Here is a 22243-nt window from a genome sequence, read left to right as displayed (position 1 = left end):
AAAGAACTCCCCAGATCAAGACATCAGGGTGGCTTGGGAAAGACGCCTGCAAACAGCGCCTCTGCGGACCCCAAGTACATTATGGCGATTCAGTAGTCGTAGACAGGTCGCCAAGAGACCGTGGATCCGCTCCGCCCGTCACGAAATCCGCCCAGTCCTGCATCAGCGCGACCCGTTCCTCGAGCAGGTCAGCACGTTGATAGGCGGCTTCCAGCTTGGCCGGTTCATGCGCCAGCGCCATTTCGATCGCGTCGGGAAGATACCGGCGCTGGCCCCGCGCCCATGTCTTGAACGCGGCCCGGAACCCGTGACCGGTCGCGCCCGCTTCGAAGCGCTTCACGAGCAACCGCGCGGCGTTCTCGCAGATCACGCCGCTCCTGTTGCGGGGCTTGGCGAAGACATGCTCCTTTTCGCCGTTGAGCATGCGCATGTTGTCCAGCAGAACCCGCGCCTGTCGGCTGACCGGCGCGCGATGCGCGCGGCCCATCTTCATCAGCTCGGCGGGCGTCGTCCAAATCAGGTCCTCTTGAGAGAAGAACCGCCACTCGGCGAACCGCACCTCCCCGGTGCGCTTGGCGCTGAGCAGCATCAGGCCAACGAGATGCCGTGTATCCTCGTCGCAATGTACATCCTGCAGCCACTCCCAGAACGTGGGCACGCTCTCGGGATCAAGCGCACCGAAATGCTTTGTCCGGCGGCGCAGCTTTCCATACGCCACGTCGACCGAGAAATCCGCCGGGTTGGACTGCAACCCGTGCTCCAGCTTGGCAAGCTCGAAGACTTCCCGAACCCGCCCAAGCGTGCGGCGCGCCGTCTCGTTCTTCACGTGCCAGATCGGGCGGAAGACCTCGACGACATCGAGCACCTTGATGTCGTCGATGCACCGGTCTCCGAGAGTCGGCAGGACATAGGTCTCGATTGTGCTCCAGTTCTGGGCGATGTGCTTGCCGTTCTTCAGGCCAAGGCGCTTGCGGTCGAACCAGACCTGGGCAACCTGTCGAAAAGTTGCGGCCCGTTTCCCGGGCACCCCGTTCACCTCATTGGTGGCGGTCGTTCTTTTTGGCGAGACGATTTCGGGATGGTCGGTCAGGCGGCGCCGGATCGCGGCCGCCCCAAGCCCTTCCGACGACCAGCCCCGTACGGTGACAGCCCTCCCGCGAGCGGCTTTCAGGGTGATGTCCGGAAAATCACCCAATGCCACCCAGACGCGCCCCGGCGCGCCATCGCCCTTGCTGACCAGCACCTGGAAAGACTTCCGCCCTGACGGGTAGAGCCGCACGAAGAGGCCCGCTCCATCTCCCAGTCGTTCCTTCTGCACCCCGAAACGGGCGGCCTCGATTTCCTTCACGGTGAGCGGCATGTTCGATCGATCCTCGGTAACAGACGATCGAAAGGTAACAAAAGGCGGCGGGCTGGCCTAAACCGGCATGGAACGGCATGACACAAGATGACCGAAAAAATGAATTTCGATCAATCTGTTGCCGGTTCCTCATGGAACAAACTGGAACCCCTTGGTGCCCAAGGTCGGCTTTCACCGCATCCGACACTACGGCCTGCTGGCCAGCTCGGCCCGCAAGGCCAACATTACCAAGATCCGCACCTTGCGTGTGTCCAGCGCCCGGAACAGGCCACCGTGTCAGGATCCGACGCCGAGATCATCCCATTCACCCTGCGCGAACCATGCCCCTGCTGCGGCGGCCCCATGCGCATCATCGAAATCTTCCGGCGCGGGCAAAAACCGATGTCACGCGCGCAACCGAGAGATCAGGCCGCATGACATATCGCCCGTCATCCATCTCGGAACACCACCGGCCGCAATCCGCAGACCCGGATCGAACACAGTGCGCCCATTCAATTCCTGCGCGGCACAAGGCGGCAAAAAACCCGAAACGCGCAGCCTTGTCGAGATCACCGGCCGGGTTTGCGACCATATCAGGCACCTGGCTCGCCATCGGCAGCACCCCGCCTGCTGCCGTTGCTCCGCCCGTCCGCGCACTTTCCCCATAGCCTGATCCAAGACCCCTGCGGCTTCCTCCCTCCGAGGTTTGTCAACGCGAGCCGCCACCTCCCGGCCGCCCACGTTGCGCCGCGGCCCGCATCGAAAAACCTTCAGGGAAGCCGACGTTCACTGCGCTACCGCCGAATGTCACCTAAGAAACGGTATCGGCACATCGAAGAAATCTGCCAACAGCACGAAATTCAGACCCAGCACCGTGCAGGCGCCCAGCACCGCCAGCACGCGCAAGATCGGCCCGATCCTGAATTCACCCATTACGTCCTGCCTGGATGAGAAATGCAGCAACGCCAGCATTGGTACTGGCAGCGCGATGGATAGCACGACCTGCGACATCACCAAAGCGTCGGTGGCGTTTACGCCAGCGGCGATCACGGCGAAGGCCGGTACCATGGTCACGAGACGGCGCAGCCAGATCGGCACGTGGAAGTGCAGGAAGCCTTGCATGATCATCTGCCCGGCCATCGTGCCAACCACTGAGCTTGAGACACCGGAGGCGATCAGCGATGTCAGGAATATCCCCGCCGCCGCCGCGCCCAGCAGGGGCGTCAGGGTGTGGTAGGCGGTCTCGATCTCGGCGACATCGGAATGGCCTTGATGAAAGGCACTGGCGGCCATCATCACCATTGCCATGTTGACCATGCCTGCTACGGCAAGGGCCAGCACGACTTCGGTATTGGAAAAGCGCAGCAGTTTGCGACGGTCGGCGTTGTCCCGCGCCACCGCGCGCGACTGCGTTAGCCCAGAGTGCAGATAGATGGCGTGCGGCATAACGGTGGCCCCGATGATGCCGACAGTGATGGTCAATGCCGCGCTGTCGGGCAGCGCGCGCGTCATGATGCCAATGCCCGCAGCGGTCCAGTCGACAGGAGCGATAAGGACCTCAGCGAGGTAGCACAACCCGATCACGCCGACCATCGCGCCGATTATCAGCTCCATCGGGCGAAAGCCACGACCCTCGACGATCAGTATGCCGTAGGTCACGACGGCGGTGATTGCCATGCCGACCACCAGCGGCAGGCCGAACAATAGCGACAGGCCGATAGCGCCGCCAAGGAACTCGGCCAGATCGGTGGCCATGGCGGCGACTTCGGAAATCGCCCACATTACCCAGACCAGAGGAAGCGGAAAATGATCACGCGACACCTCGGCAAGGTTGCGGCCCGTCACGATACCCAGCCGCGCTGAAAGCGCCTGAAACAACATGGCGATCAAGTTGGCCAGCAGAACTACCCAAAGCAGTCGATAGCCATAGCCCGCCCCAGCCTGGATATTCGTCGCATAGTTGCCTGGGTCCATATAGGCCACAGAGGCGATGATCGCGGGTCCGGCAAACAGCAGGCGACTACGCCAGCCGCGCGCATCACCGCTCAGGACGGCGGAAATTCCGGATCGGGTGCGCTCAGAAAGGGTCTGCATGGGGGCCTTGGCTGCATGGGTGCTTTACGAATACTGTTGCCGCAAATAGCCATTGCTATACATTCCGCAAGAGGCAAAGAGATATCGCCATACCTTGTCGCCCCGCGTCTTCTGGCATAATTTTGTGCGATGCTCACTACGTGAACCCCTGCGACGAAGGACCCGCGCCCATGCCCGACACGTTCCTCGACAAGGAAAAGCCCTCAAACCGCTTTGACCGCGCCCGCGAGGCGCAAGCGGCGGCTCTGCTCGAAGATTACGTCGAGATGATCGGCGACCTGACGACTCAGTTGGGCGAGGCGCGGGTCGCCGATATCGCCGAACGGATGAATGTCTCGCAGCCCACGGCGACCAAGTCTATTGCCCGACTCAAGCGCGAGGGGCTTGCCACGTCACGCCCCTATCGCGGGGTCTTTCTGACAGAGGAAGGAGCGCGCCTTGCAGACCGCGTCCGCGACCGGCATCGCACCTTGGTCGCGTTCTTGATCAAGATGGGAGTGCCCGAAGACATCGCTGAACTCGACGCGGAAGGCATCGAACATCACGTCTCCCAAGTGACGCTGTCTTCCTTCGAAGCGGTCTTGAATGGCGAAGACCAGCCATGACTTTGCCGAACCCTAGCTGACGCTTTAAGCCACTTCACGTCAAGGCTTCGTCTATGCAACATCTATTAATTTCCCAAGGACGAAGCCGCTCACTGACGAGTTCGATGCTGCAATGCAGCTTCAGCAGACCGGCCATTCGCCCATCGTGCAGCATTTTCGGTGGGTGAAGGTCGGTAGAGCGGACAAACCGTACATGGACGGCAATTTAGGGTAAGCTCCTGCCTTATAAATAGCAGGCCGTACTCACCATGGACCCAAAAAGTATGACCTGATCTATTCAGGCACTCTTTCGTTGGCGACGCTCTATCAACCCAATTAAGCCAAGAGCCCCCAGGAACAAAGGAAGGGCCGCAGGTAGAGGAACTACTGCAGCGCTGTAATCGGGTGTTACGGTTTCGCGAACCCAGATTTCCCAGGTGTCCGCATTGCCAAGTGTCACCTCACCGAAAGCACTATAGATGCTTGCCGTTGGGTCGGAAAATGTCTGGTTGTCGAAGAACTTTTCTGAAAAGAACGGGTTAAATGTTCTGACACGGTAGTCAGCCTCACGATCTGTGACCAGTGCCGAAAGGTCAAAAGACTCCCAAGACGCCGAACTCACATTTGCTTCAAGCGACAATTCCGACGGAATACCCGACCCGCAGCCGAAACAGCTTATGCCAAGTGTCCAACCCCCGCCTGCAGTCGTAGGATCTATAAGTGTCTCAAACGGATCGTTGCCGCCCGGTCCATCTGGATCAATCCAATAAAAGCCAAAAGAAGCCGCCGGATTCAGCGTTGTTATCTGAAGCCCTGACGTGGCGGCATTTGAGGCGCTGGACCCATCCATAGTGCTCGCTGAACCCTGGCTACAAAAAGCCATTGCAACAAGTGCCGCAGATAGCATTCTTGGATCAATTCTCATACCACCACCATTAACTAAACCACCGCCATTAACTTAACGTTAGTATCAATATTGTCGCGCTGTCAACGGAGCAAGATGCGTCTTGCGCGCTTCCTCTAGCAAGGAGGTAGCGACCTGGTTCAACCCCGTTGAAAGCCTGCACGTGCTGCGCGTTGCTGAAAAATAACCATATCCGTACGGCACCACAGCCACAAGGCACTACTGCCACTGTCTCGGTACAAGAAGGGACAAGAATACGGCTTGGTTGCAACGGAGCCTAAAACATCAAATTTCACAAAATGAGAAGCAGCCCCTCAAAGTGTTATGTCAATAGCAAACTATAGCTTCGCCGCAGAACGAGAATAATATGGGCTCGAAGCCGCCTGCGGCGATGCGGCGCCGCTGGCGCCTCAGCCTACCAGGCTAGTCGTCGAGATCGACCCGAAGCGGCCTCACACAAGGGCCAGACCAAACGTTTGGTGAAGGATTTCCGATGCGGGCCGCGGTGTGATGGCGGAGCCTGGTGCGTGGTCGGCCCGCGTTGGAAATCCTCCCAAGGAGGAAGCCGCGTGGGGCCAGGCGGTGTCTATGGGGAAAGCGTGCTGGCCGACGGTTCTGCGGGTTCGTCCGGCGCCGTGCCGGAGGGGCTTTTGGCCCTTTTCCGCGTGTTCCGGGATGCATGGACCTGCCGGATGTTCCAGTGATGGCGGTCGCTCCGGAGTGGTGATTTTGTGCTCCGATGCGCCGGGCGCACAGCACTGCCGGCGGTTGCATGCGGACATCCGTGGACGATGGTTTCGGAATGACGGGCATCTCGTCATGCTGCCTGTTCCCCCGGTGGCGCGCGGGACATCGGCCTTTGTCCCCGGCGGAAGATTTCGAGGATGCGCATCGGGCCGTCGCAGCAGGGGCACGGTTCGCGCAGGGTGAGCGGGACGCTCTCTGCACCGACTTGCGGCTCCGGTTCCGGCGGTGCCTCGCCGAGCAGGTCTCGGATCCTGGCGATGCTGGCCTTGCGCTGTGCAGAGGCGAGGAAGCGATAGTGCCGGATGCGGTGGAAACCGTCCGGGAGGACGTGGATCACGAACCGGCGGATGAACTCGTCTGTGCCGAGGCGCATCACCTTCTGCCGGTTTCCGTGCTTGATGCGGTAATCCTTCCAGCGGAACGCCACCGATCTGGCGTCGGCGCTGATCAGGCGATTGTTCGAGATCGCCACCCGGTGGGTGTAGCGGCTCAAATAGGCGAGCACGGCCTCCGGGCCGCCGAAGGGTGGCTTAGCGTAGACCACCCACTCGCTCTTGCGGAACGGCGCGAGCCAGACGGCGAAAGCATCCGTTTGCGCCAGCCGTTCGAGATCGCCGAAGAAGGCAAGTTGCCCGGCGCGATGCAGATCCATCAGCCCGTCCGGAAACAGCCGCCGGAACAGGCGGGACAGCACGCGGACATGCAGAAAGAACCCGGGCTTGCAGGCAACCCACCGGGTGCCGTCCGGTGACAGGCCTCCGCCCGGCACGATCATGTGGACGTGAGGGCGATGCGTCAGGGCCGATCCCCAGGTGTGCAGGACGCTGGTCATGCCAATCCGGGCACCGAGGCGCTTCGGATCGGCTGCGATGGTCATCACCGTTTCCGCAGACGCCTTGAACAGCAGGCCGTAGACCGCCGTCTTGTTCCAATAGGCGATCCGGGCGATCTGCGCCGGGAGGGTGAAGACGACGTGGAAATACTCCACGGGCAGCAGATCCTCGGCGCGTGCCGCCATTCAGTCCCGCACCGCCGGGCCTTGGCACGTCGCGCCGGAGGCGCGCTTTCAGCGCGACGGGCAGTGCCGGTTCTTGCAGGAATTGTAGCTGATGTGATGGTGGCCGCACTTGGCACAGCCCGCCACATGCCCGCCGAGCGCCTTGGTCGGGCAGGCCTCGATCGCCGACATCACCTTGAGCTGCGAGAGGCCGACCCGCCCCGCATTGGCCCGCCGCCACGCAGGACCATGGGCGCGGAAGATGTCAGCGATCTCCAGCTTCGGCCGGGGCAAAGCCGTGGCCGCTCACTCCAGACTTCGCTTCACGGTCTGGTCCTGCAACTTCGCCAGCATCTCGTAGGGGCTGACGGTGCTACGGATCTTCTTGGTGGCGACATGCGTATATTGTGCTGTCGTCGTGAGCTTTGCATGTCCAAGCAGGACTTGGATAACCCGCACATCCGTGTTGGCCCCCAGCAGATGGGTCGCAAAGCTGTGCCTCAGCGCGTGCAATGTCGGCGGCTTGCTGATCCCGGCCATGTGCTTGGCCGAAGTGAATGCACGGTTCAACTGCCGCGGCGAGATCGGGTTGATCTTGGGTTTGCCCGGAAACAGCCAGCCCTACGGGCGCGCTTCCAGCCACCAGTCATGCAGCAGGTTCAGCAGGCTGGGGGACAGCATGACCTTGCGGTCCTTCCGCCCCTTGCCCTGCTCGACATGGATCAGCATGCTGGCGCTGTCGCCGATCTCGAGATTGCAAACCTCGGCAGCCCTGAGCCCCGCCCCGTATGAGATGCTGAGCGCGGCGCGATACTTCAGGCCTGGCCCGGTCGCCGCCATCAGGATGTCGGACACCTCCTCGACGCTGAACACCACTGGCAGCTTCGGCGGCTGCGTGCGGAACTGCATGTAGCGCTTCATGTCCTCGCGCCCGCAAGTCATGCCGAAGAAAAACCTAAGCGCCACGATGCGCGCATTGAAAGTCGATGGCGTGACCCCGGTGTCTGTCATGTGCAACTGGTAGGCGCGCAGGTCCTCCGGCGAGGCCGTGTCCGGCGAACGCCCAAGGAATGCAGCGAAATCCTTGATCGCCCGAATATGCGCCTTCTGGGCTTTTTCGCCCATGCCACGGATGCGCATGTCCTCGATCATCCGCGCCCGCAGCGGCGAAATCCTCTCTTCGGCCATGGGAACCTCCTGTCTGTCGATTGAGAGGCCTCAATCGTCAGGCAGGTGCGCCCATTCCCAAATGCACACGAGTCAGATCAGCGCGCGCCAATTCCCACCAGCGCCCCTGCCGCGCGAGCGGCTTCGTCCTTGGGTCGGAAGCTACCGCTTATGCGACTGTTCGCCAGCACAGTCGTGTAATGCCACGACGCGTAGTCTTGGCCGTGCAGGATTGCCGACCGAGTGAAGCCCAGTACCGTCCTGAGCGCGCGGCATACGAAAATGGCACCAGCGCGTGTGGGCTGAGTTCCCCGAGGCGGAGCGCGATCAGTGTCGTTTCCGTGCGGCCCCGAGGACCCCCATCAGCGCGGCGCCGAGCAGCGCTACGGGCGCAGGCAGCGGAACCGGCGGTGGCGGTGTGACCGGCGCGGCGCGCGAGTAGATGAACGCGCGGCCACCGTTTTGCGGAATGATGACCGAGCTCGGTCCCGACGGGATAGCGGTCTTCAGCCCCGAGGCCCCGACGACCAGCGTATCCCCAGCGAATGCGAGAGCGGCCCCGAACGAGCCGCTCCTTGATACCAAAGGGTTTGAGCCCGCGAGTGGATCCGGGTTTGCGATCGTCTGCAACAGCGCGCCGGTCAGGATGTCGAAGATATGCACCTGACCGAGCGCGCCCTGATGACCCGGCTCGCCGACTGCGAGGATCGTCCCGTCGGTGGCCACCGCCTCGCCGAACTGGTCGCCGACCTGCAGATCTGGGCTCTGGAAGCTCCGCACCACCGCGCCGGTCGACTTGTTAAAGACTACGACCGAACCCGCATTCAGCCCGTTCTGATCGTCGCCCGGGTCGCCGACCACGGCGAAGTTTCCCGCGAGCGCGACCGAGTCGCCGAAGCGGTTCTCGTTCATCAGGCTCGGTGCCCCCGGTGCGGGGTCCGCCAGGACCTGGGAGACGCCCCCCGTCGAGACGTCGAAGAGAAACGCCGATCCCTGAACGAACCCGCCGAGGGAGCCCGCTTCGCTCGCGAGCAGCAGGCCGTCGTCGTAGGCGAGATCGGCCCCGAGTCCGCCGAACTGTCGCGGGCTGGGATTGTCGAAAATCCGGATCGGCTGGGGGATCGGGGGGAGGAAGCGGTACGTCTGCCCCGCGTCGGGCGTCGAACCAACGTCACGCCGGGGCGCGCCGACGAAGACCTCGCCGTCGCCCGCAGCGACGCCTGCTCCGAACTGCTCAGACGACTGTGTTAGCGGGGACTGGAGCGTCTGTGAAAGCTGAAAACTCTGCGCGTCGTAGACGAACGCCCGCGACGAGACCTCGGCCCCGATCACCAGACGCCCGCCGCCGATGGCGACGGAGGATCCGAACCGCCCGCTGGTCGGCGCCAGCGGACTGGCGAAGCTTTGGAGCAGCGCGCCCGTCGCAGCGTCGAACAGCGCCGCGGAGCCCTGCTGTAGCGTGTTGTTCGACGCGCGCGGAGCGCCGACCAGCACGCGGGTGCCGTCGGTCGCGACCTCCGATCCGAAGCCGTTACTGGCGGAGGCGAGCGGGTTATCGAGCGTGTGGCGCAGCGTGAATGCCTGGAAGGTTGGACCGGGCGTGACCGGCCCAGGCACCACCGGCAGCGTTGCCGCGTCGGCGGCGTAGGCAAAGAAAAGCAAGCACGATGCCACCGCGACGCGCATGAACACCCCCGAATCGAAATCGCATGACGTAAGGTTAACATCGCAGACTGGATCGGCGAAGCTTCTTGCGCAAAACTGCTCGCCCCGCGCCGTCAGCTCCATGCACCTGAAACACATTCTTCGCAAGGTCGAGCCCGACCGTGATAATCTCCGACATGACCGTCCTCCTTTGTGGATCATCGCAGACCCACCTTGGCACATTGATGCCGTCGGGCGGCGGTCACATCATCAACGCCGGGCGAGCCGCCAACGGTATCGGCCACGGCACCGCCCGAGAGCAACCCCGATCACGATGCCGCGCCCGCGCCAAATCAGTCGGACGAAGCGGCCGATCAGGCCACCCGGACATGGACAAGGGCGCGTCCCGCCCCGGACGATCATCCCTATCTCGCTGCCAAGCAGGCTGAGCCGCCCGCCCTGCGCATGGACGCGGGCCGCGGCCTCGTCGTACCGCGGAAGGACATCGGCGGCCGGATCCACTGTCTCGAGACCATCGCCCCGGACGGGGCCAAGCGCTTCCTCGCCGGCGGGGCGAAGAAGGGCCATTTTGCGGTGGTGGGCGCGAGCCGGGACCGCTCGCGGAGCCTGGCGGCCCTCTCCTGATCTGCGAGGGCTGGGTCACCGGCGCGAGCCTGCACAACGCCAGGGGCCATACCGTGATCGCGGCCGTGGACGCGGGCTACCTTATGCCTGTCGCCGAGGCGCGGGGCACGATCCGAGACATGCGGAGCCGACCGAGAAGCTTGCGCCGTTTCCTAGCGGCTCCTTTGCCGCTCGTGCTCCAGCTGGCGAAATTCTCGGCGAAGCGTTAGTGTCTGGCCATGTCAGTTGGAGCGATGGGGGTAGGCAAGCGCCGGATAGGAACTGCCGCTTTCGAGCGATTTGCGGTATCGATCCGCAACGGCCTACTCCGCCTCAGGTGAAATCGCCGTTCAGGCCGCAGCCATCATCAGGGTCGACCGCGCGATCACGATTTCCTCGTCGGTCGGAATGACCAGCACCTCGACCTCCGAGCCGGACATGCCGACGCAGGTCGCGTGATCTTCGTTCGCGGCGGGGTCGAGTGTGATCCCCATCCAGCGGAGCCGTTCGCAAATATGCGTGCGCACGATGGCGGAATTCTCTCCGATCCCTGCCGTGAAGACGAGGATGTCGAGCCCGCCGATCGACGCGGCAAGCGCTGCCAGTTCAGCAGCGGCCCGATAGCAGAACAGATCGACAGCCAGTTGCGCTTCGGGCGCGTCGCTTGCCTGCAAGGTTGCCATGTCGCTGCTGATGCAGGAGACACCCAGAAGGCCGGATTGCTCGTAAAGCAGCGATGTGATGTCCCCTGCGGTCAGGCCCTTTTCCTGCATCAGGTAGAGCACGACACCGGGGTCCAGCGCGCCGCAGCGTCGGCCCATCATCAACCCGTCCAGTGCCGTGAACCCCATGCTGGTCGCGACGCTGCGCCGATCTCTCATGGCGCACATGCTTGCGCCATTGCCCAGATGCGCGACGATGACGCGTTCATCGGCATTTGCGCCGACATGACCGGCAAGTGTGCCGGCGATGAAGTCGTAGGACAGCCCGTGGAAGCCGTAGCGCAGGATACCTTCGTCGGACAGCGCCCTTGGTATTGCAAAGAGCTGCGCGAGCCGGTCTTGCGTCCGGTGAAAGCTGGTGTCGAAGCAGGCGACCTGCGCCAGGTCGGGGGCCGACGCGGCGAGGCATCGGATTGCCGCAAGGTTATGTGGCTGATGCAATGGCGCGAGTGGCACCAGCGCCTCGAGCTCTGCCAGCAGCGCATCGGTCACTAGCGCGGGCCCCATATGATGGCGACCCCCATGCACCACACTGTGCCCGGCGGCACGGATCGTTAGGTCGCCGCGATGCGCCTCGATCCATCTCAGCAAGTCAGGAATGATGTCACCAAGTCCCGCCGCATGATCGAATTGTGGGAAGATGTCCGGCGGGGATATCTGGCCCGCAGCATCCTGCGCCGAGAAGACCGGATCGGTGCCGATACCCGCGAGTTTGCCGCGTAAAATCAGCGACGGTGGATCCGAGGCCGCATAGACCGCGAACTTCACGCTGGACGACCCGACGTTCAGCACGAGGATCGCCTCCGTCATGACGGAGGCGCCGTTCGACCAGCGAGGAAGATCTGCGCCAGCGTGCAGGAGGCAAGTCGCGACATCGCGCTGTCGGCACGACTGGTCAGGATGATCGGCACGCGCGCGCCCAGCACGATGCCGGCCGCATCGGCACCGGCCAGATAGATCAGCTGCTTGGCCATCATGTTCGCTGACTCGAGGTCGGGCGCCACCAGGATATCGGCGACGCCTGCCACATCCGACGCGATGCCCTTCGCCGTTGCTGCGGCTGCCGAGATGGCATTGTCGAATGCGAGCGGCCCGTCGAGCAGCCCGCCGGTGATCTGGCCGCGGTCCGCCATCTTGCACAGGCTGGCGGCGTCCAGAGTCGAGGGCATTCGTGGGTTCACGGTCTCGACGGCGGACAGGATCGCGACCTTCGGCAGCTCGATCCCGAGCGTCAGCGCGAGTTCGATCGCGTTCTGGACGATGTCACGCTTGGTCGCGAGGTCGGGATGGATGTTGATTGCCGCGTCGGTGATCAGCAGAGGCTTGGGGTAGGTCGGCACGTCGAGGACATAGACGTGGCTCATTCGCCGCTCTGTCCGGAGGCCCAGGGCCGCATCCACCACGGCCTCCATGAGCTCGTCTGTATGCAGCGACCCCTTCATGAGGGCGGCGACCTTGTCGGCCCGCACGAGAGCCACTGCCGTTGCGGCGGCGGCGTGACTGTGGAGTGTGTCGATGATCTCGAGGCCCTCCAAGCTGTGTCCGGCGTCCTGCGCCGCAGCCTCGATCCTGTGCCTGGGTCCGACCAGAACCGGCAGGATCATGCCTCTCCGCGCGGCGTCCAGCGCTCCAGTCAGGGACAGCGGATCGCAGGGGTGAACGACGGCGGTCGGCACCGGGGCGAGCGTTTGGGTCGCCGCAATCAGCCTGCCGTATTGCGCGCCGCGCACATGCAGATGCACATCGGGCAGAATGACCCGGGGGCGGCGCACCTTGTCGCGCGGGGCGATGACCCGCGCCTCGCCGTCGATCACGGTTTCGCCGTTCTGGTTGATGCAGGTGCAGGCCAGCGTCAGGCGACCTTTTTCCTGCTTGGCCGTTACCTCGACCCGCACGACGACCGTATCTCCCAATCCCACCGGCGCCTTGAAGGACAGGTTCTGGTTCAGGAAAATCGTGCCGGGTCCCGGCAATTCGGTGCCCAGCACCGCCGATATCAGCGCGCCACCCCACATGCCGTGCGCGATCACGCCGTGGAACATGTCGTCCTTGGCGTAATCCGCGTCCACATGGGCCGGGTTCACGTCGCCGGACATCACCGCGAACAGGTCGATATCCTGCGGCTTCAGGGTCCGTGTCAGTTCGGCGTGATCGCCGACCGCGATCTCGTCATAGGTCCGGTTTGCGATGAACTGCATCGGGGCGGCGGGTGTTCGGTCAGGCGCGGACATGCAGGCCACCGTCGACATAGGCAATGACGCCCGAGACGCCACGCGCGCCGTCGGAGGCCAGCATCGTCGCAATGTATCCGACGTCTTCGATTGTCAGCAGGTTCTGGTCCGGCGCGCGCAGCCTTGCCGCGTCGATCAACTCGTCGAAATGGGCGATGCCCGATCCCGCGCGGGTCTTCAGCGGCCCCGGAGAGAGTGCGTTGACACGGATCCCCTTCGGCCCCAGTTCGACGGCGAGCGCACGCATCGTACCCTCCAGCGCGGCCTTCACCGGCCCCATGATGTTGTAGTGATCAACGACCTTTTCACCGCCATAGTAGGTCATGGTCAGGATCGCACCGCCTCGCGTCATCAGCGGTTCGGCCAGCCGCGCCACGCGGATCAACGAATGGACGGACACGTCCATCGCCTGCGCGAACCCCGCGCGCGAGCAATCCGTGACTCGTCCATGCAGGTCGTCGGCGGAGCAGAAGGCGATGGAGTGCACGAGGATGTCGATCCGCCCCCAGCGTTCCGCGACCGCGGCAAAGGCTGCCTCCATCTGCCCGTCGACCTCGACGTCGAGGGGCAGCAGCAAGGCGGCACCCACCGCCTCGGCGACTGACTGAACGTGAGGTTTGGCGGTGTCGTTGGCGTAGGTCAGGGTGACGTCTGCCCCGGCCTCGGCAAAGGCCATGGCACATCCGGCGGCGATGGAATGGGTGTTCGCGACGCCCACGACCAGCGCAATCTTGCCCGCAAGCGGTGTCATCGCTGCATCACATAGGTGCCGGGGGCGTCGCAGATCGCCTTGTTGGCCCCTGAAGGCGTACCCATCCGGGGCGGTGACGCGGGCTCGGCAGAGTGCTTTTCAAGCCAGCCCGCGAAAGCGGTCCACCAGGAGCCTTCGGCCGCCTCGTTTTCGGCCAGCCATTGATAGGGTTCGTGATAACGCGCCACAGCGGTCGTTTCCGCGATGCGGAAGTGCCGATTTGCGTGACCGGGTTCCGACACGATGCCCGCATTGTGACCGCCGCTGGTCAGCACGAAGGTCACGTCCGTGTCGCACAGCATGTGCAGCTTGTAGACCGACTGCCAAGGGGCGACGTGGTCATCCTCGGTGCCTACGGCAAAGATCGGGGCGCCGATGTTCGCGATGGCAACTGCATGCGCGCCGACACGATACCGCCCCTCCGCCAGATCGTTGTCCAGGAACAGCTTGCGCAGGTATTCCGAATGCATGCGCGCCGGCATCCGCGTCGCATCGGCGTTCCAGGCCATCAGGTCGAAGGCACTGCCCCGCTGTCCCAGCATGTAGTCGCGGATCGCAGGCGCCCAGATCAGATCGCGCGCCCGCAGCAGGGCAAAGGCCCCGGCCATCTGGTCCGAGGAGAGATATCCTTTCTCGGCCATCATGTCCTCGAGCAGCGTGACCTCGCTGTCGTTGATGAACAGCCGTAGCGGCCCGGCCTCGGTGAAATCGACCTGTGCCGCCAGAAGACTGACCGTCGCGAGGCGCGCATCGCCTTCGCGGCCCATCGCAGCCGCTGCGATCGACAGCAGAGTGCCGCCAAGACAATAGCCCACCGCGTGAAGCTTCGGCGTATCCGTTATGGCCAGCGCTGCATCGATCGCTGCCATGACCCCAAGCTCCCGGTAGTCTTCCATGCTCAGGTCACGGTCTTCGGCACCGGGGTTCTTCCACGAGATCATGAAAACGGTGAACCCCTGATCCACGAGAAACCGCACCATGGAATTATGCTCTGACAGGTCGAGGATGTAGTATTTCATGATCCAGGCAGGCACGATGAGGATCGGCTCAGGCCGTACGTTTTCCGTTGTCGGCGTGTACTGGATCAACTCGATCAGGTCGTTGCGGAACACGACCTTGCCCGGTGTGGTCGCCAGATTGCTACCGGTTTCGAACAGTTGCGGGCCGGTCGGCTGCTCCGCTGTAGTCCTGCGTGCCATGTCCTCGGCCAACTGTCTGGCGCCGCGCACCAGGTTTTGGCCCTGCTCGGTCAGCGTGGCCGAGATTACATCGGGATTGGTCACGGCGAAGTTGGATGGCGCGGTCGCGTCGACGATCAGGCCGGTGGTGAAAGCCAGAAGGTCTTCATGCGCCGGCGTCACCCCGTGAACGTCGGTCACGGCATTCTGCCACCACTGCCAGGACTGCTGATGCGCCTGCGACCAGACGTTGAAAGGATATTTCTGCCATGCCTCGCCAGAGAAACGGCGATCGTTTGTTGCGTCCGGTTTGCTGACGCCAAGGCTCTCGGCCCAAAATGTCCCGTTGTTCTGCAAAGCTTGCTCCGCAAGGCGCATCTGCTTTCCTGGCGATACGGCCAGATGCGTCGCCCAGTCCATCCAGGCCTCGGCAAGAACCGACGGAGAAAGACCGGAGGTTGCCTTTGCCACGTTCGCATGGGCCATGCGATCCAGCGCCTCGAACGCCCGTTCCGGGTGCGGCCTCTTTTCGATCACCGCGGCACCTTCAGGTTCGGACCTTCGCGGTGAAACCGTCGTCTTGTCCTGGTATAGCGTGCTGGATTTGGATTGTCTGGGCATGAAACGTCCTCAATTCGAAAGCGCCAAGCGGGCGTCGTTGCCTCAAGCCATAGACGCGGCTCTGCCGCGTGGCACTGATCTGAGGCAGCATTGCACCCGTTCCGGCGTGGGTTTGCCGGAGTCCTAGAACCCTGCAACACCCCGCTCGCAGGACGACGAACCAAGGTCAGCCCCGAGATCGGAGGACGGTCAATCCAATGCGGGCGCGGACGTCGGGCGGTTCGGCCTCCACGGCCCGTGCGATAGCCAGAAGATCCGCGCGGGTCGTATGAAGCTGGTCGATCAGCGTGACGACGACACCGAGCGCGTCGTTGTCCAGATCAAGATCGTCTGCGAGATCGCACAGCAATCGAAGCCGGGCAAAATCAATCTGGCGGAAGACATGGGCCGAGGGCCCCTCGGTCTCCTGCCGTACCTGGATCACCATCTTGGTTTCGAGAAAGACCAACAGCCGGGTGCGCGACAGCCCCGGAATGGCGGCTAGAACCTCGTCTTCGGTCAGGTGGTCGGTCATGACGCGGCCTCGTTCAACATGTCCGCGCGCGGGTCATGGGCTTTCGTCTTCCGCCATTCGGCGAGAAAATCGCGTAAAGCGTCGTCGATCACGCGCGGCGCCACGATCTTCAACTCCACCAGTTGATCGCCTGCGATGCCTGCCCCCGCCCGGGACACGCCGCGACCCCGCAGGCGCAGGACGCGGCCCGAACTTGCGCATTCGGGGATCTTCAGGCTGACCGGTCCCGTGATGGTCGGAGCGGTGACCTTTGCCCCCAGAACGGCTTCGTCGATGGTTATGGGCAGGATGACGCGGATATCGTCACCCTCGCGGTCGAACACGGGATGCTGGCCTATCGAAAGGGTGATCAGCGCGTCGCCCGGCGGGCCATCCCCGTAGCCGGTCCCGCCCTTGCCGCGCAGCCGCAGGGTCTGGCCGTCATGCGCGCCTTTCGGAATGCGGACTGCGATGCCGGACCCATCCGGCAGGGTGAGGCGCATCTCGCCCCCGCGCACGGCGTCGAGGAACGGCACCTCGAGCGCGTAGCGAAGGTCCGGGCCGGGTACTGAAGACGCGCGGCCGCCGACATCCGTACCGCTGAAATCCGCACCGCCCTGGCGCGTTCTCTGGCGCAGGATTTCCGCGAACAAGTCGGCTGGATCTCCATGTGCCTCGAACCCGCGCCGTTGCCGGTAGGGGTGGTCCCCGGCTTCGGCAAAATCACGGTAATATTGTCGCTGCGGCCGTTCCGCGCCCGATGCGTCTATCTCGCCCGCGTCAAAGCGGGCACGGGTGTCGGGATCTTTCAGCAGGTCATGGGCGGTAGCGATGGTCTTGAACCGCGCCTCGGCCCCCGCGTCATCGGGGTGCAAGTCGGGATGGCTGGTGCGCACCAGCTTGCGGTATGCCTTCTTGATGTCATCCTGGGTGGCGGATCTGGTCAGGCCAAGTACGTCATAGGGATCGACAGTCATCCGTCAGCCTCCCCTTTCCGGCAGGACCAGCAGCCTATTGCATCGCATGGGGATGCAGTTGCGGACCCTGATGCAGATCAGCGCGTGACGAAAAACCGACTGGTATCGGGATGCGATCGACCGTCTGCCGTCCCGTCCGGGCTGTTCGCGGGATTGGAGAGGCAGATGGAAACGCCGGAACAGCAGAAGGGCTCAGACCTTTCGGCCAAGGTAGCCGTCGAGTCCACCGAGGCTGGTGGGGCTCGATTGCCTGCAGTGCGTCCGCAACCTGCAGCATCCGTCCCTCGGCCATCGCGGCGCGCCAGGATCTGGGCACTGCGCGGTGTCCTTGCCGGGGTGGCGGGTTTGGGTCTGTATTTCCAGCCTTGGGTATCTGGGCCGCTTGCCGTTGCGGTCGAAACCGCCGTCCTTGCCCCGGCAACACGGGTTCTGGCCGTCAACGGCAGGATCGCCGCCCTTCATTCGATCGACGTGCGTGCGCTGGTCGGTGGCACACTGGCCGATGTTTCGGTGACCGAGGGTGACAGCGTGGAACGGGACGAAGTCCTGGCGCGGATCGACTCAGCCGCTCAACAGGCCATGCTGCCGCAGGCCGTGGCAGGCCTTGATGCCGCCCTTGTCGCCCAGGCGCAGGCAACGGACACATTTGCACGGACGCAGACCCTTGGGCCAAATGTCGCGAGGACGGCACTGGAGGCCGCAGAACGCGCCGTTCAATCGGCCGGGCAAGAGGTGGCGCGAACCACAGCCCTTGTGGATCAGGCGCGGGTGCAGCTTGGAAACTTCACCCTCCGCGCGCCCATGACCGGCACAGTTCTGTCGCTGGAAGTCGAGCCGGGTCAAAGCATCGCTCCCACCACCCTGCTGATGACGATCGCCGACCTCGACCACGTGGTTGTCGAGACGGATGTGGACGAGGCCTACGCCACCCGGATCCGCACGGGCCTGCCCGCGGTGCTGCAACTCATGGGCGAGCCAACCCTTCTCGATGGCCGTGTCACAAGCGTTTCCCGGCGTGTGGATGCGGCGACCGGAGGTCTGGCGGTAGAGCTTGGTTTTCACGCACCGGTGATCGCCCCGGTCGGCCTGACTGTCACCGTCAACATCATCGTCGACAGCGTCGAGGCGGCAATCACCGCGCCGCGCGCGGCGATCCACTCCGGCGAGAGCGGCGATGCGGTCTTCATCGTCAGGGATGGCACCGCACAGCGCCGCCCGGTCTCGGTGATCGACTGGCCCGCCGCGCGGTTGATCGTGATCGACGGGCTAGCCCCGGGCGACGTGCTGATCCTTGACGCGACCGGCATCAGCGACGGACAAGCGGTGCGCGTGGGGGCCCCCTGATGCTCTACGCGCTCAAGATCGCCACCCGCTACCTGACCGCCAGCAAGGCGCAGACGGCCCTTCTGGTCCTCGGCGTCGCGGTGGGCGTGTTCATCTTCATCTTCATGTCGGCGCTTATCGGGGGGCTGGCCGAATTCATCCTGTCGCGCACGGTGGGTGACATCAGCCACGTCACCATCACCGCAGAGGACCGCGACCCAGCGATCCTGATCAGCCCTGAGGGCCACGTCCTTGCCGTCACCGAACGTGGCCGCGCCCGCACCGCCACGCTGGCCGAGGCCGCGACCTATCTGCCCCTGATCGAGGCCGTGCCGGGTGTGGTCGCCGTCTCGCCCCAGATCACCGGCGCGGGGTTCCTGACGCGCGGGGCGCAGGTGGCGCAGGTGTCGGTGACCGGACTGCAGCCGGGGCGCGAATCCGCCATCCTCGACCTCGACGGCTACATGACCCAAGGCTCGGTCCGTCTGGGATCCGGGCTGATCGTGCTGGGCGAGACGCTGGCCGACGATCTGTCGCTGCGACTGGGGCAGACGCTGCGGCTGCAATCCTCGACCGGTGTTTCGGCTGTTTTGACGCTGAGCGGCATCTACACCACCGGCAACGGCATGATCGACGCGAGCAGCACCTATGTCAGCCTGTCCACGGCCCGGACTCTTTTTGCCTTGCCGCAGGGCGTGACCCGGATCGAGATCAAACTGGACGACCTGAACGTGGCCGATGCCACGGCCCGGCGCATCCGGGCGTTGACGGGCCTCAATGCCGTGCCCCGGACCGACGGCGCCGAACAACTGATGGAGGCGCTGAACGCGCAGGCGCAGACCGGGTATTTCCTGAAGTCCTTTGCGCTGATCACCATCGTGATCGGGGTTGCCTCGGCCCTGCTGCTGTCCACCTACCGACGCCGCCCGGAAATCGGGATCATGCGCGCGATGGGGGCAAGGCGCGGCTTCGTGATCTTCGTCTTCGTGACTCAGGGCGCGCTGATCGGGCTGATGGGTGGCGTGTCGGGCGCGGCCCTGGGATACATGGCGCTGCTGCCTTTTCCGCCGCGCGACGCGTTCGAAGCGGGCACCCTTCCGATGGACATTACGCAAGGGTCTTATGGGCTGGCCATCACCCTGACGGTGATTGGCGCGATCCTCGCGTCGATCCTGCCCGCAAGGGCGGCGGCGCGGGTCGACCCGGTGACGGCGATCGGTCAATGACGGCGCTGCTCGAGGTTTCCGATCTGGTCAAGACCTTCGGCACGGGCGAGGCGGAAACTCGCGTGTTGCGCGGCCTATCGCTGACGCTGAAGGTGGGTGAGATGGCGGCGCTGCTGGGGCCTTCGGGATCGGGCAAGAGCACGTTGCTCACGATCCTCGGCACGCTGATGAAGCCGACTGCGGGCAGCCATGTGATGCTGGGAGTTGATCTGGTGGCGGCGGACGACGCGGCGCTGACCACATTCCGCAATCTGCACATCGGCTTCGTGTTCCAGTTCCACAACCTGCTGCCGGACTTCACCGCGCTGGAAAACGTGGTTTTCCCGACGGCGGTGCGGGCGGGGCGAGAAACCCCCGCCGCGCGGGCGCGCGGGCGCGAATTGCTGACGCGGATGGGGCTGGAAACGCGGGTGGATTTCCCCTCGGCCAACCTGTCGGGCGGGCAGAAACAGCGGGTCGCGGTGGCCCGGCCGCTGATGAACCGGCCCGACCTGGTGCTGGCGGACGAGCCCACCGGCAACCTCGACCGCGAGTCGGCCTTGCAGGTCATGGATCTGATCGCCGAGATCAACCGGGATGAGGGCACGACATTCCTGATCTCCACCCACGATGAAAAGATCGCAAGCCTGTGCCGACGCCAGATCGTGGTGAAAGATGGAGTTATCACAGGGTAACGGGTCGCGCGCTATTGATGACGAACGGGCAATGCCACGCAAGGCGACCTTAAAGTGTCCTGTCTTCTAAGACTCTAATTGATGTGCGACCCGTGTGACCAAGTGTAAAGTCCTGGCATCTGGTAGATCGCCTCAACGATGAAGCGGTTGGGCTTTGAAGTCCAGATCTTGCAGATGTACTCGTAGGGCGTGAGACCGCCGAGGGTCTTGAGACGGCTTGCGAAGTTATGTGCGTCAAGGAAGTCCCTGAGGTGGCCGCGAAGCTGCCCGTGGCTGTCGTAGTGGTATCGCTTGACGGTCGCGTCTTTGATCGTACGGTTCATCCGCTCGACCTGACCATGTGTCCACGGATGGTTAGGTTTGGTCAGCCGATGCTCGATCCCGTTCGCTTCGCAGATCATGTCGAACCGCATTGGTCGTGCGATGATGGTGTTCCGGTTGCGGGGGTGAAGGGCGGGCTGGATTTGATCCAGTGGATCAAATCAGCCCTGAACGGGCGGAGCCCCGGGGGTATGACAGCGTGGGCGCCGCGATCTGCGATGCCATCTTGGCACTTGCGGGTGTCGCAGGCACGGTCAGCGGTGACGCTGCCGACCTGCTCATGCACCGGGAGTTGTTTGAGCAGGTCAGGTAGCACCAGCGCTTCGCTGATGTGGCTCGCTTTGATCTCCACAGCCCGGACTTCTAGCGTTTCCTCATCCATCCATGGATGGATCTTGCGCCAGACTCGCCGTTTCGGGCCACCTTGGCGGTGGGCGGGCCACTCGCCTTCACCCTCGACCTTGATCCCATTGCTGTCGATCAGCATGAGCAGACCCACCTCCCCGACTACAGGAGCAGGAACTGGCCAGCCTACAATGTAGCACGCAAGCACCGCGGCTCGCTGACGATCTGGTCCGATTCCGAGATGATCTGGGAGGCCGTGCCATCAGGCAGGCGTGGCCGCCAGCAGACCTATTGCGACGATGCCATTCAGACGTACCTTTCGATGAAGGGTGCAGGGCGCCCGGAAAACAGTACCCCGCGGGCTTTTGAGAAAGCGCCATGCCTCTGGTTCACTTTTATACTTGGTGGATGGGGGCTGCGATGCCGGGGCGGAAAAGCGCGGGCAGCTGGCACTTTTCAGTGCCGGGTCGGTGCGGGACTTGATCCCGGTGGGCCATGTTCCGGTGAGGATCGACCGGGTTCTCGGCCTTGGGTGGCCTCGCGCCGACGTGGCCGGCCTCCATTGTGCCGACAATGGCCGCCCAGGCATCGAAGCCGAAGGGGGCCGTGCGCCCGTCGCTGGCGGGCTTTCCGCTCGGGAGTGTCCATGACCGGCGGCTTGTGCGGGACGCGCAAGTCAATCTCGCGATCCCCGGGTTCATCGGCTGCGAGTTGCACGAGGCCCTGCCGGACCATTCTTTTCTCACCCGCATCCGTCAGCGTCGGGGCGACGCCATGTTCCGCCGGGTCCATGTCCGTATCGTGCAGCAGTGTCGTGCAGCAGTGTCGGGCGGCCGGACGGGTTTCGGCCGAGACCGTCCAAATCGATGCCGGCCTGATCCGGGCCGATGTCAGCATGGATGCGTTGGTCTCGCACCACCTGGGCGCGGTCGAGGCGGCCCGCGACGCCGAGCGTGAGGCCCGCACGTGCGGCACGCTCGAGAGGCTCTGCCGAACGGCTCCGGACGCCGACCATGGCGACGTCGTCGCAGGCCCCGCTGCGCCCGGCCTGCAAGCCGCACACGGCGGTGGACGACCAGGAGGGCATCGTGGTCGATGTGGAGATCGTTACCGGTGAAGAGCATGACACGGGCCGGTTCGCCGAGCGCCCGGACGCCATCGAAGACACGCTCGGGCTTGCCCCTGACAGAATTGCGGCGGACACGATCCATGGCGTGGCCGGGTGTACGCAGTTCCTGAAGACCGCCGGATCGAGCCCGTCATTCCGCCCCTTCGCGCCAC

General features: G+C 63.9%; 15 protein-coding genes and 6 pseudogenes. 6 read left to right on the top strand and 15 right to left on the bottom strand.

Annotated elements, in window-relative coordinates:
* Positions 1-79: 79 nt before the first annotated feature.
* Positions 80-1360, bottom strand: a complete 1281-nt coding sequence (locus DKT77_RS17815) for a tyrosine-type recombinase/integrase (protein WP_109813020.1) — start codon at positions 1358-1360, stop codon at positions 80-82.
* 166 nt (positions 1361-1526) lie between these two features.
* Here DKT77_RS17815 and DKT77_RS17810 point away from each other — a divergent pair.
* Positions 1527-1777 (top strand): annotated as a pseudogene (locus DKT77_RS17810) (IS91 family transposase); the annotation flags it as partial.
* Between the two features lie 369 nt (positions 1778-2146).
* On the opposite strand, the gene DKT77_RS17805 reads toward DKT77_RS17810, so the two are convergent.
* The gene (locus DKT77_RS17805) at positions 2147-3433 is read right to left on the bottom strand and encodes an Nramp family divalent metal transporter (protein ID WP_109813019.1); all 1287 of its coding nucleotides are present in this window, start codon (positions 3431-3433) and stop codon (positions 2147-2149) included.
* A gap of 170 nt (positions 3434-3603) precedes the next feature.
* On the opposite strand from DKT77_RS17805, the gene mntR reads away from it, so the two are divergent.
* Positions 3604-4038 (top strand): manganese-binding transcriptional regulator MntR, encoded by a 435-nt coding sequence (mntR, locus tag DKT77_RS17800; protein WP_109813018.1) that lies wholly within the window; start codon positions 3604-3606, stop codon positions 4036-4038.
* Between the two features lie 277 nt (positions 4039-4315).
* Here the strand turns inward: mntR and DKT77_RS20745 are convergent, their stop codons facing one another.
* From DKT77_RS20745 to DKT77_RS17745, 11 genes and pseudogenes are all read right to left on the bottom strand, one after another.
* A complete protein-coding gene (locus DKT77_RS20745; RefSeq protein ID WP_146205037.1) occupies positions 4316-4942 on the bottom strand; it encodes a VPLPA-CTERM sorting domain-containing protein in 627 nt (208 codons plus the stop codon).
* Positions 4943-5738: 796 nt separating this feature from the next.
* Positions 5739-6959, bottom strand: a pseudogene (locus DKT77_RS17795) (IS91 family transposase).
* A 12-nt stretch (positions 6960-6971) separates the two neighbouring features.
* Positions 6972-7853: pseudogene (locus DKT77_RS17790) on the bottom strand (tyrosine-type recombinase/integrase).
* Positions 7854-8159: 306 nt separating this feature from the next.
* Entirely contained in the window at positions 8160-9518 is a 1359-nt protein-coding gene (locus DKT77_RS17785; RefSeq protein WP_238547992.1) for an FG-GAP repeat protein, read from the bottom strand.
* Between the two features lie 43 nt (positions 9519-9561).
* Positions 9562-9675 (bottom strand): annotated as a pseudogene (locus DKT77_RS17780) (IS110 family transposase); the annotation flags it as partial.
* A 775-nt stretch (positions 9676-10450) separates the two neighbouring features.
* Entirely contained in the window at positions 10451-11632 is a 1182-nt protein-coding gene (locus DKT77_RS17770) for an acetate/propionate family kinase (protein ID WP_109813015.1), read from the bottom strand.
* Complete coding sequence (locus DKT77_RS17765; RefSeq protein WP_238547991.1) at positions 11629-13053, bottom strand: bifunctional enoyl-CoA hydratase/phosphate acetyltransferase; 1425 nt, start codon at positions 13051-13053, stop codon at positions 11629-11631. Before DKT77_RS17765 ends, DKT77_RS17770 begins: the two co-directional genes overlap by 4 nt.
* A complete protein-coding gene (gene fabI / locus DKT77_RS17760; RefSeq protein ID WP_109813014.1) occupies positions 13040-13804 on the bottom strand; it encodes an enoyl-ACP reductase FabI in 765 nt (254 codons plus the stop codon). Before fabI ends, DKT77_RS17765 begins: the two co-directional genes overlap by 14 nt.
* On the bottom strand, positions 13801-15603 hold the full coding sequence (locus DKT77_RS17755) for a PHA/PHB synthase family protein (RefSeq protein ID WP_109813013.1): 1803 nt from the start codon (positions 15601-15603) through the stop codon (positions 13801-13803). Before DKT77_RS17755 ends, fabI begins: the two co-directional genes overlap by 4 nt.
* Before the next feature lie 166 nt (positions 15604-15769).
* Positions 15770-16117 (bottom strand): hypothetical protein, encoded by a 348-nt coding sequence (locus DKT77_RS17750; protein WP_109813012.1) that lies wholly within the window; start codon positions 16115-16117, stop codon positions 15770-15772.
* The gene (locus DKT77_RS17745; RefSeq protein ID WP_109813011.1) at positions 16114-17073 is read right to left on the bottom strand and encodes a DnaJ C-terminal domain-containing protein; all 960 of its coding nucleotides are present in this window, start codon (positions 17071-17073) and stop codon (positions 16114-16116) included. Before DKT77_RS17745 ends, DKT77_RS17750 begins: the two co-directional genes overlap by 4 nt.
* Positions 17074-17409: 336 nt before the next feature.
* On the opposite strand from DKT77_RS17745, the gene DKT77_RS17740 reads away from it, so the two are divergent.
* The 3 genes from DKT77_RS17740 to DKT77_RS17730 are packed head-to-tail and all read left to right on the top strand — an operon-like array spanning position 17410 to position 20296.
* Positions 17410-18417 (top strand): efflux RND transporter periplasmic adaptor subunit, encoded by a 1008-nt coding sequence (locus DKT77_RS17740; RefSeq protein WP_238547990.1) that lies wholly within the window; start codon positions 17410-17412, stop codon positions 18415-18417.
* Positions 18417-19622, top strand: coding sequence for an ABC transporter permease (locus DKT77_RS17735; RefSeq protein WP_109813010.1), 1206 nt, complete (start codon positions 18417-18419; stop codon positions 19620-19622). Before DKT77_RS17740 ends, DKT77_RS17735 begins: the two co-directional genes overlap by 1 nt.
* Positions 19619-20296 carry an ABC transporter ATP-binding protein gene (locus DKT77_RS17730; protein WP_109813009.1) on the top strand — a complete coding sequence of 226 codons (678 nt, stop codon included), beginning with the start codon at positions 19619-19621 and terminating at the stop codon, positions 20294-20296. Before DKT77_RS17735 ends, DKT77_RS17730 begins: the two co-directional genes overlap by 4 nt.
* Before the next feature lie 74 nt (positions 20297-20370).
* Here the strand turns inward: DKT77_RS17730 and DKT77_RS17725 are convergent.
* Positions 20371-20703: pseudogene (locus tag DKT77_RS17725) on the bottom strand (integrase core domain-containing protein); the annotation flags it as partial.
* Positions 20704-20801: 98 nt separating this feature from the next.
* Positions 20802-21140, bottom strand: a pseudogene (locus DKT77_RS17720) (transposase); the annotation flags it as partial.
* Positions 21141-21975: 835 nt separating this feature from the next.
* Here DKT77_RS17720 and DKT77_RS17705 point away from each other — a divergent pair.
* Positions 21976-22243, top strand: a 268-nt coding sequence (locus tag DKT77_RS17705; protein ID WP_238547989.1) for a transposase, incomplete at its 3' end; no start/stop codon positions are given.

Origin of the sequence: Meridianimarinicoccus roseus, assembly GCF_003172915.1 — a bacterium.
Taxonomy (GTDB): Bacteria; Pseudomonadota; Alphaproteobacteria; order Rhodobacterales; family Rhodobacteraceae; genus Meridianimarinicoccus; species Meridianimarinicoccus roseus.
The sequence above is the reverse complement of the archived record's forward strand: the minus strand, read 5'-3'. Positions and strand labels throughout refer to the sequence as shown.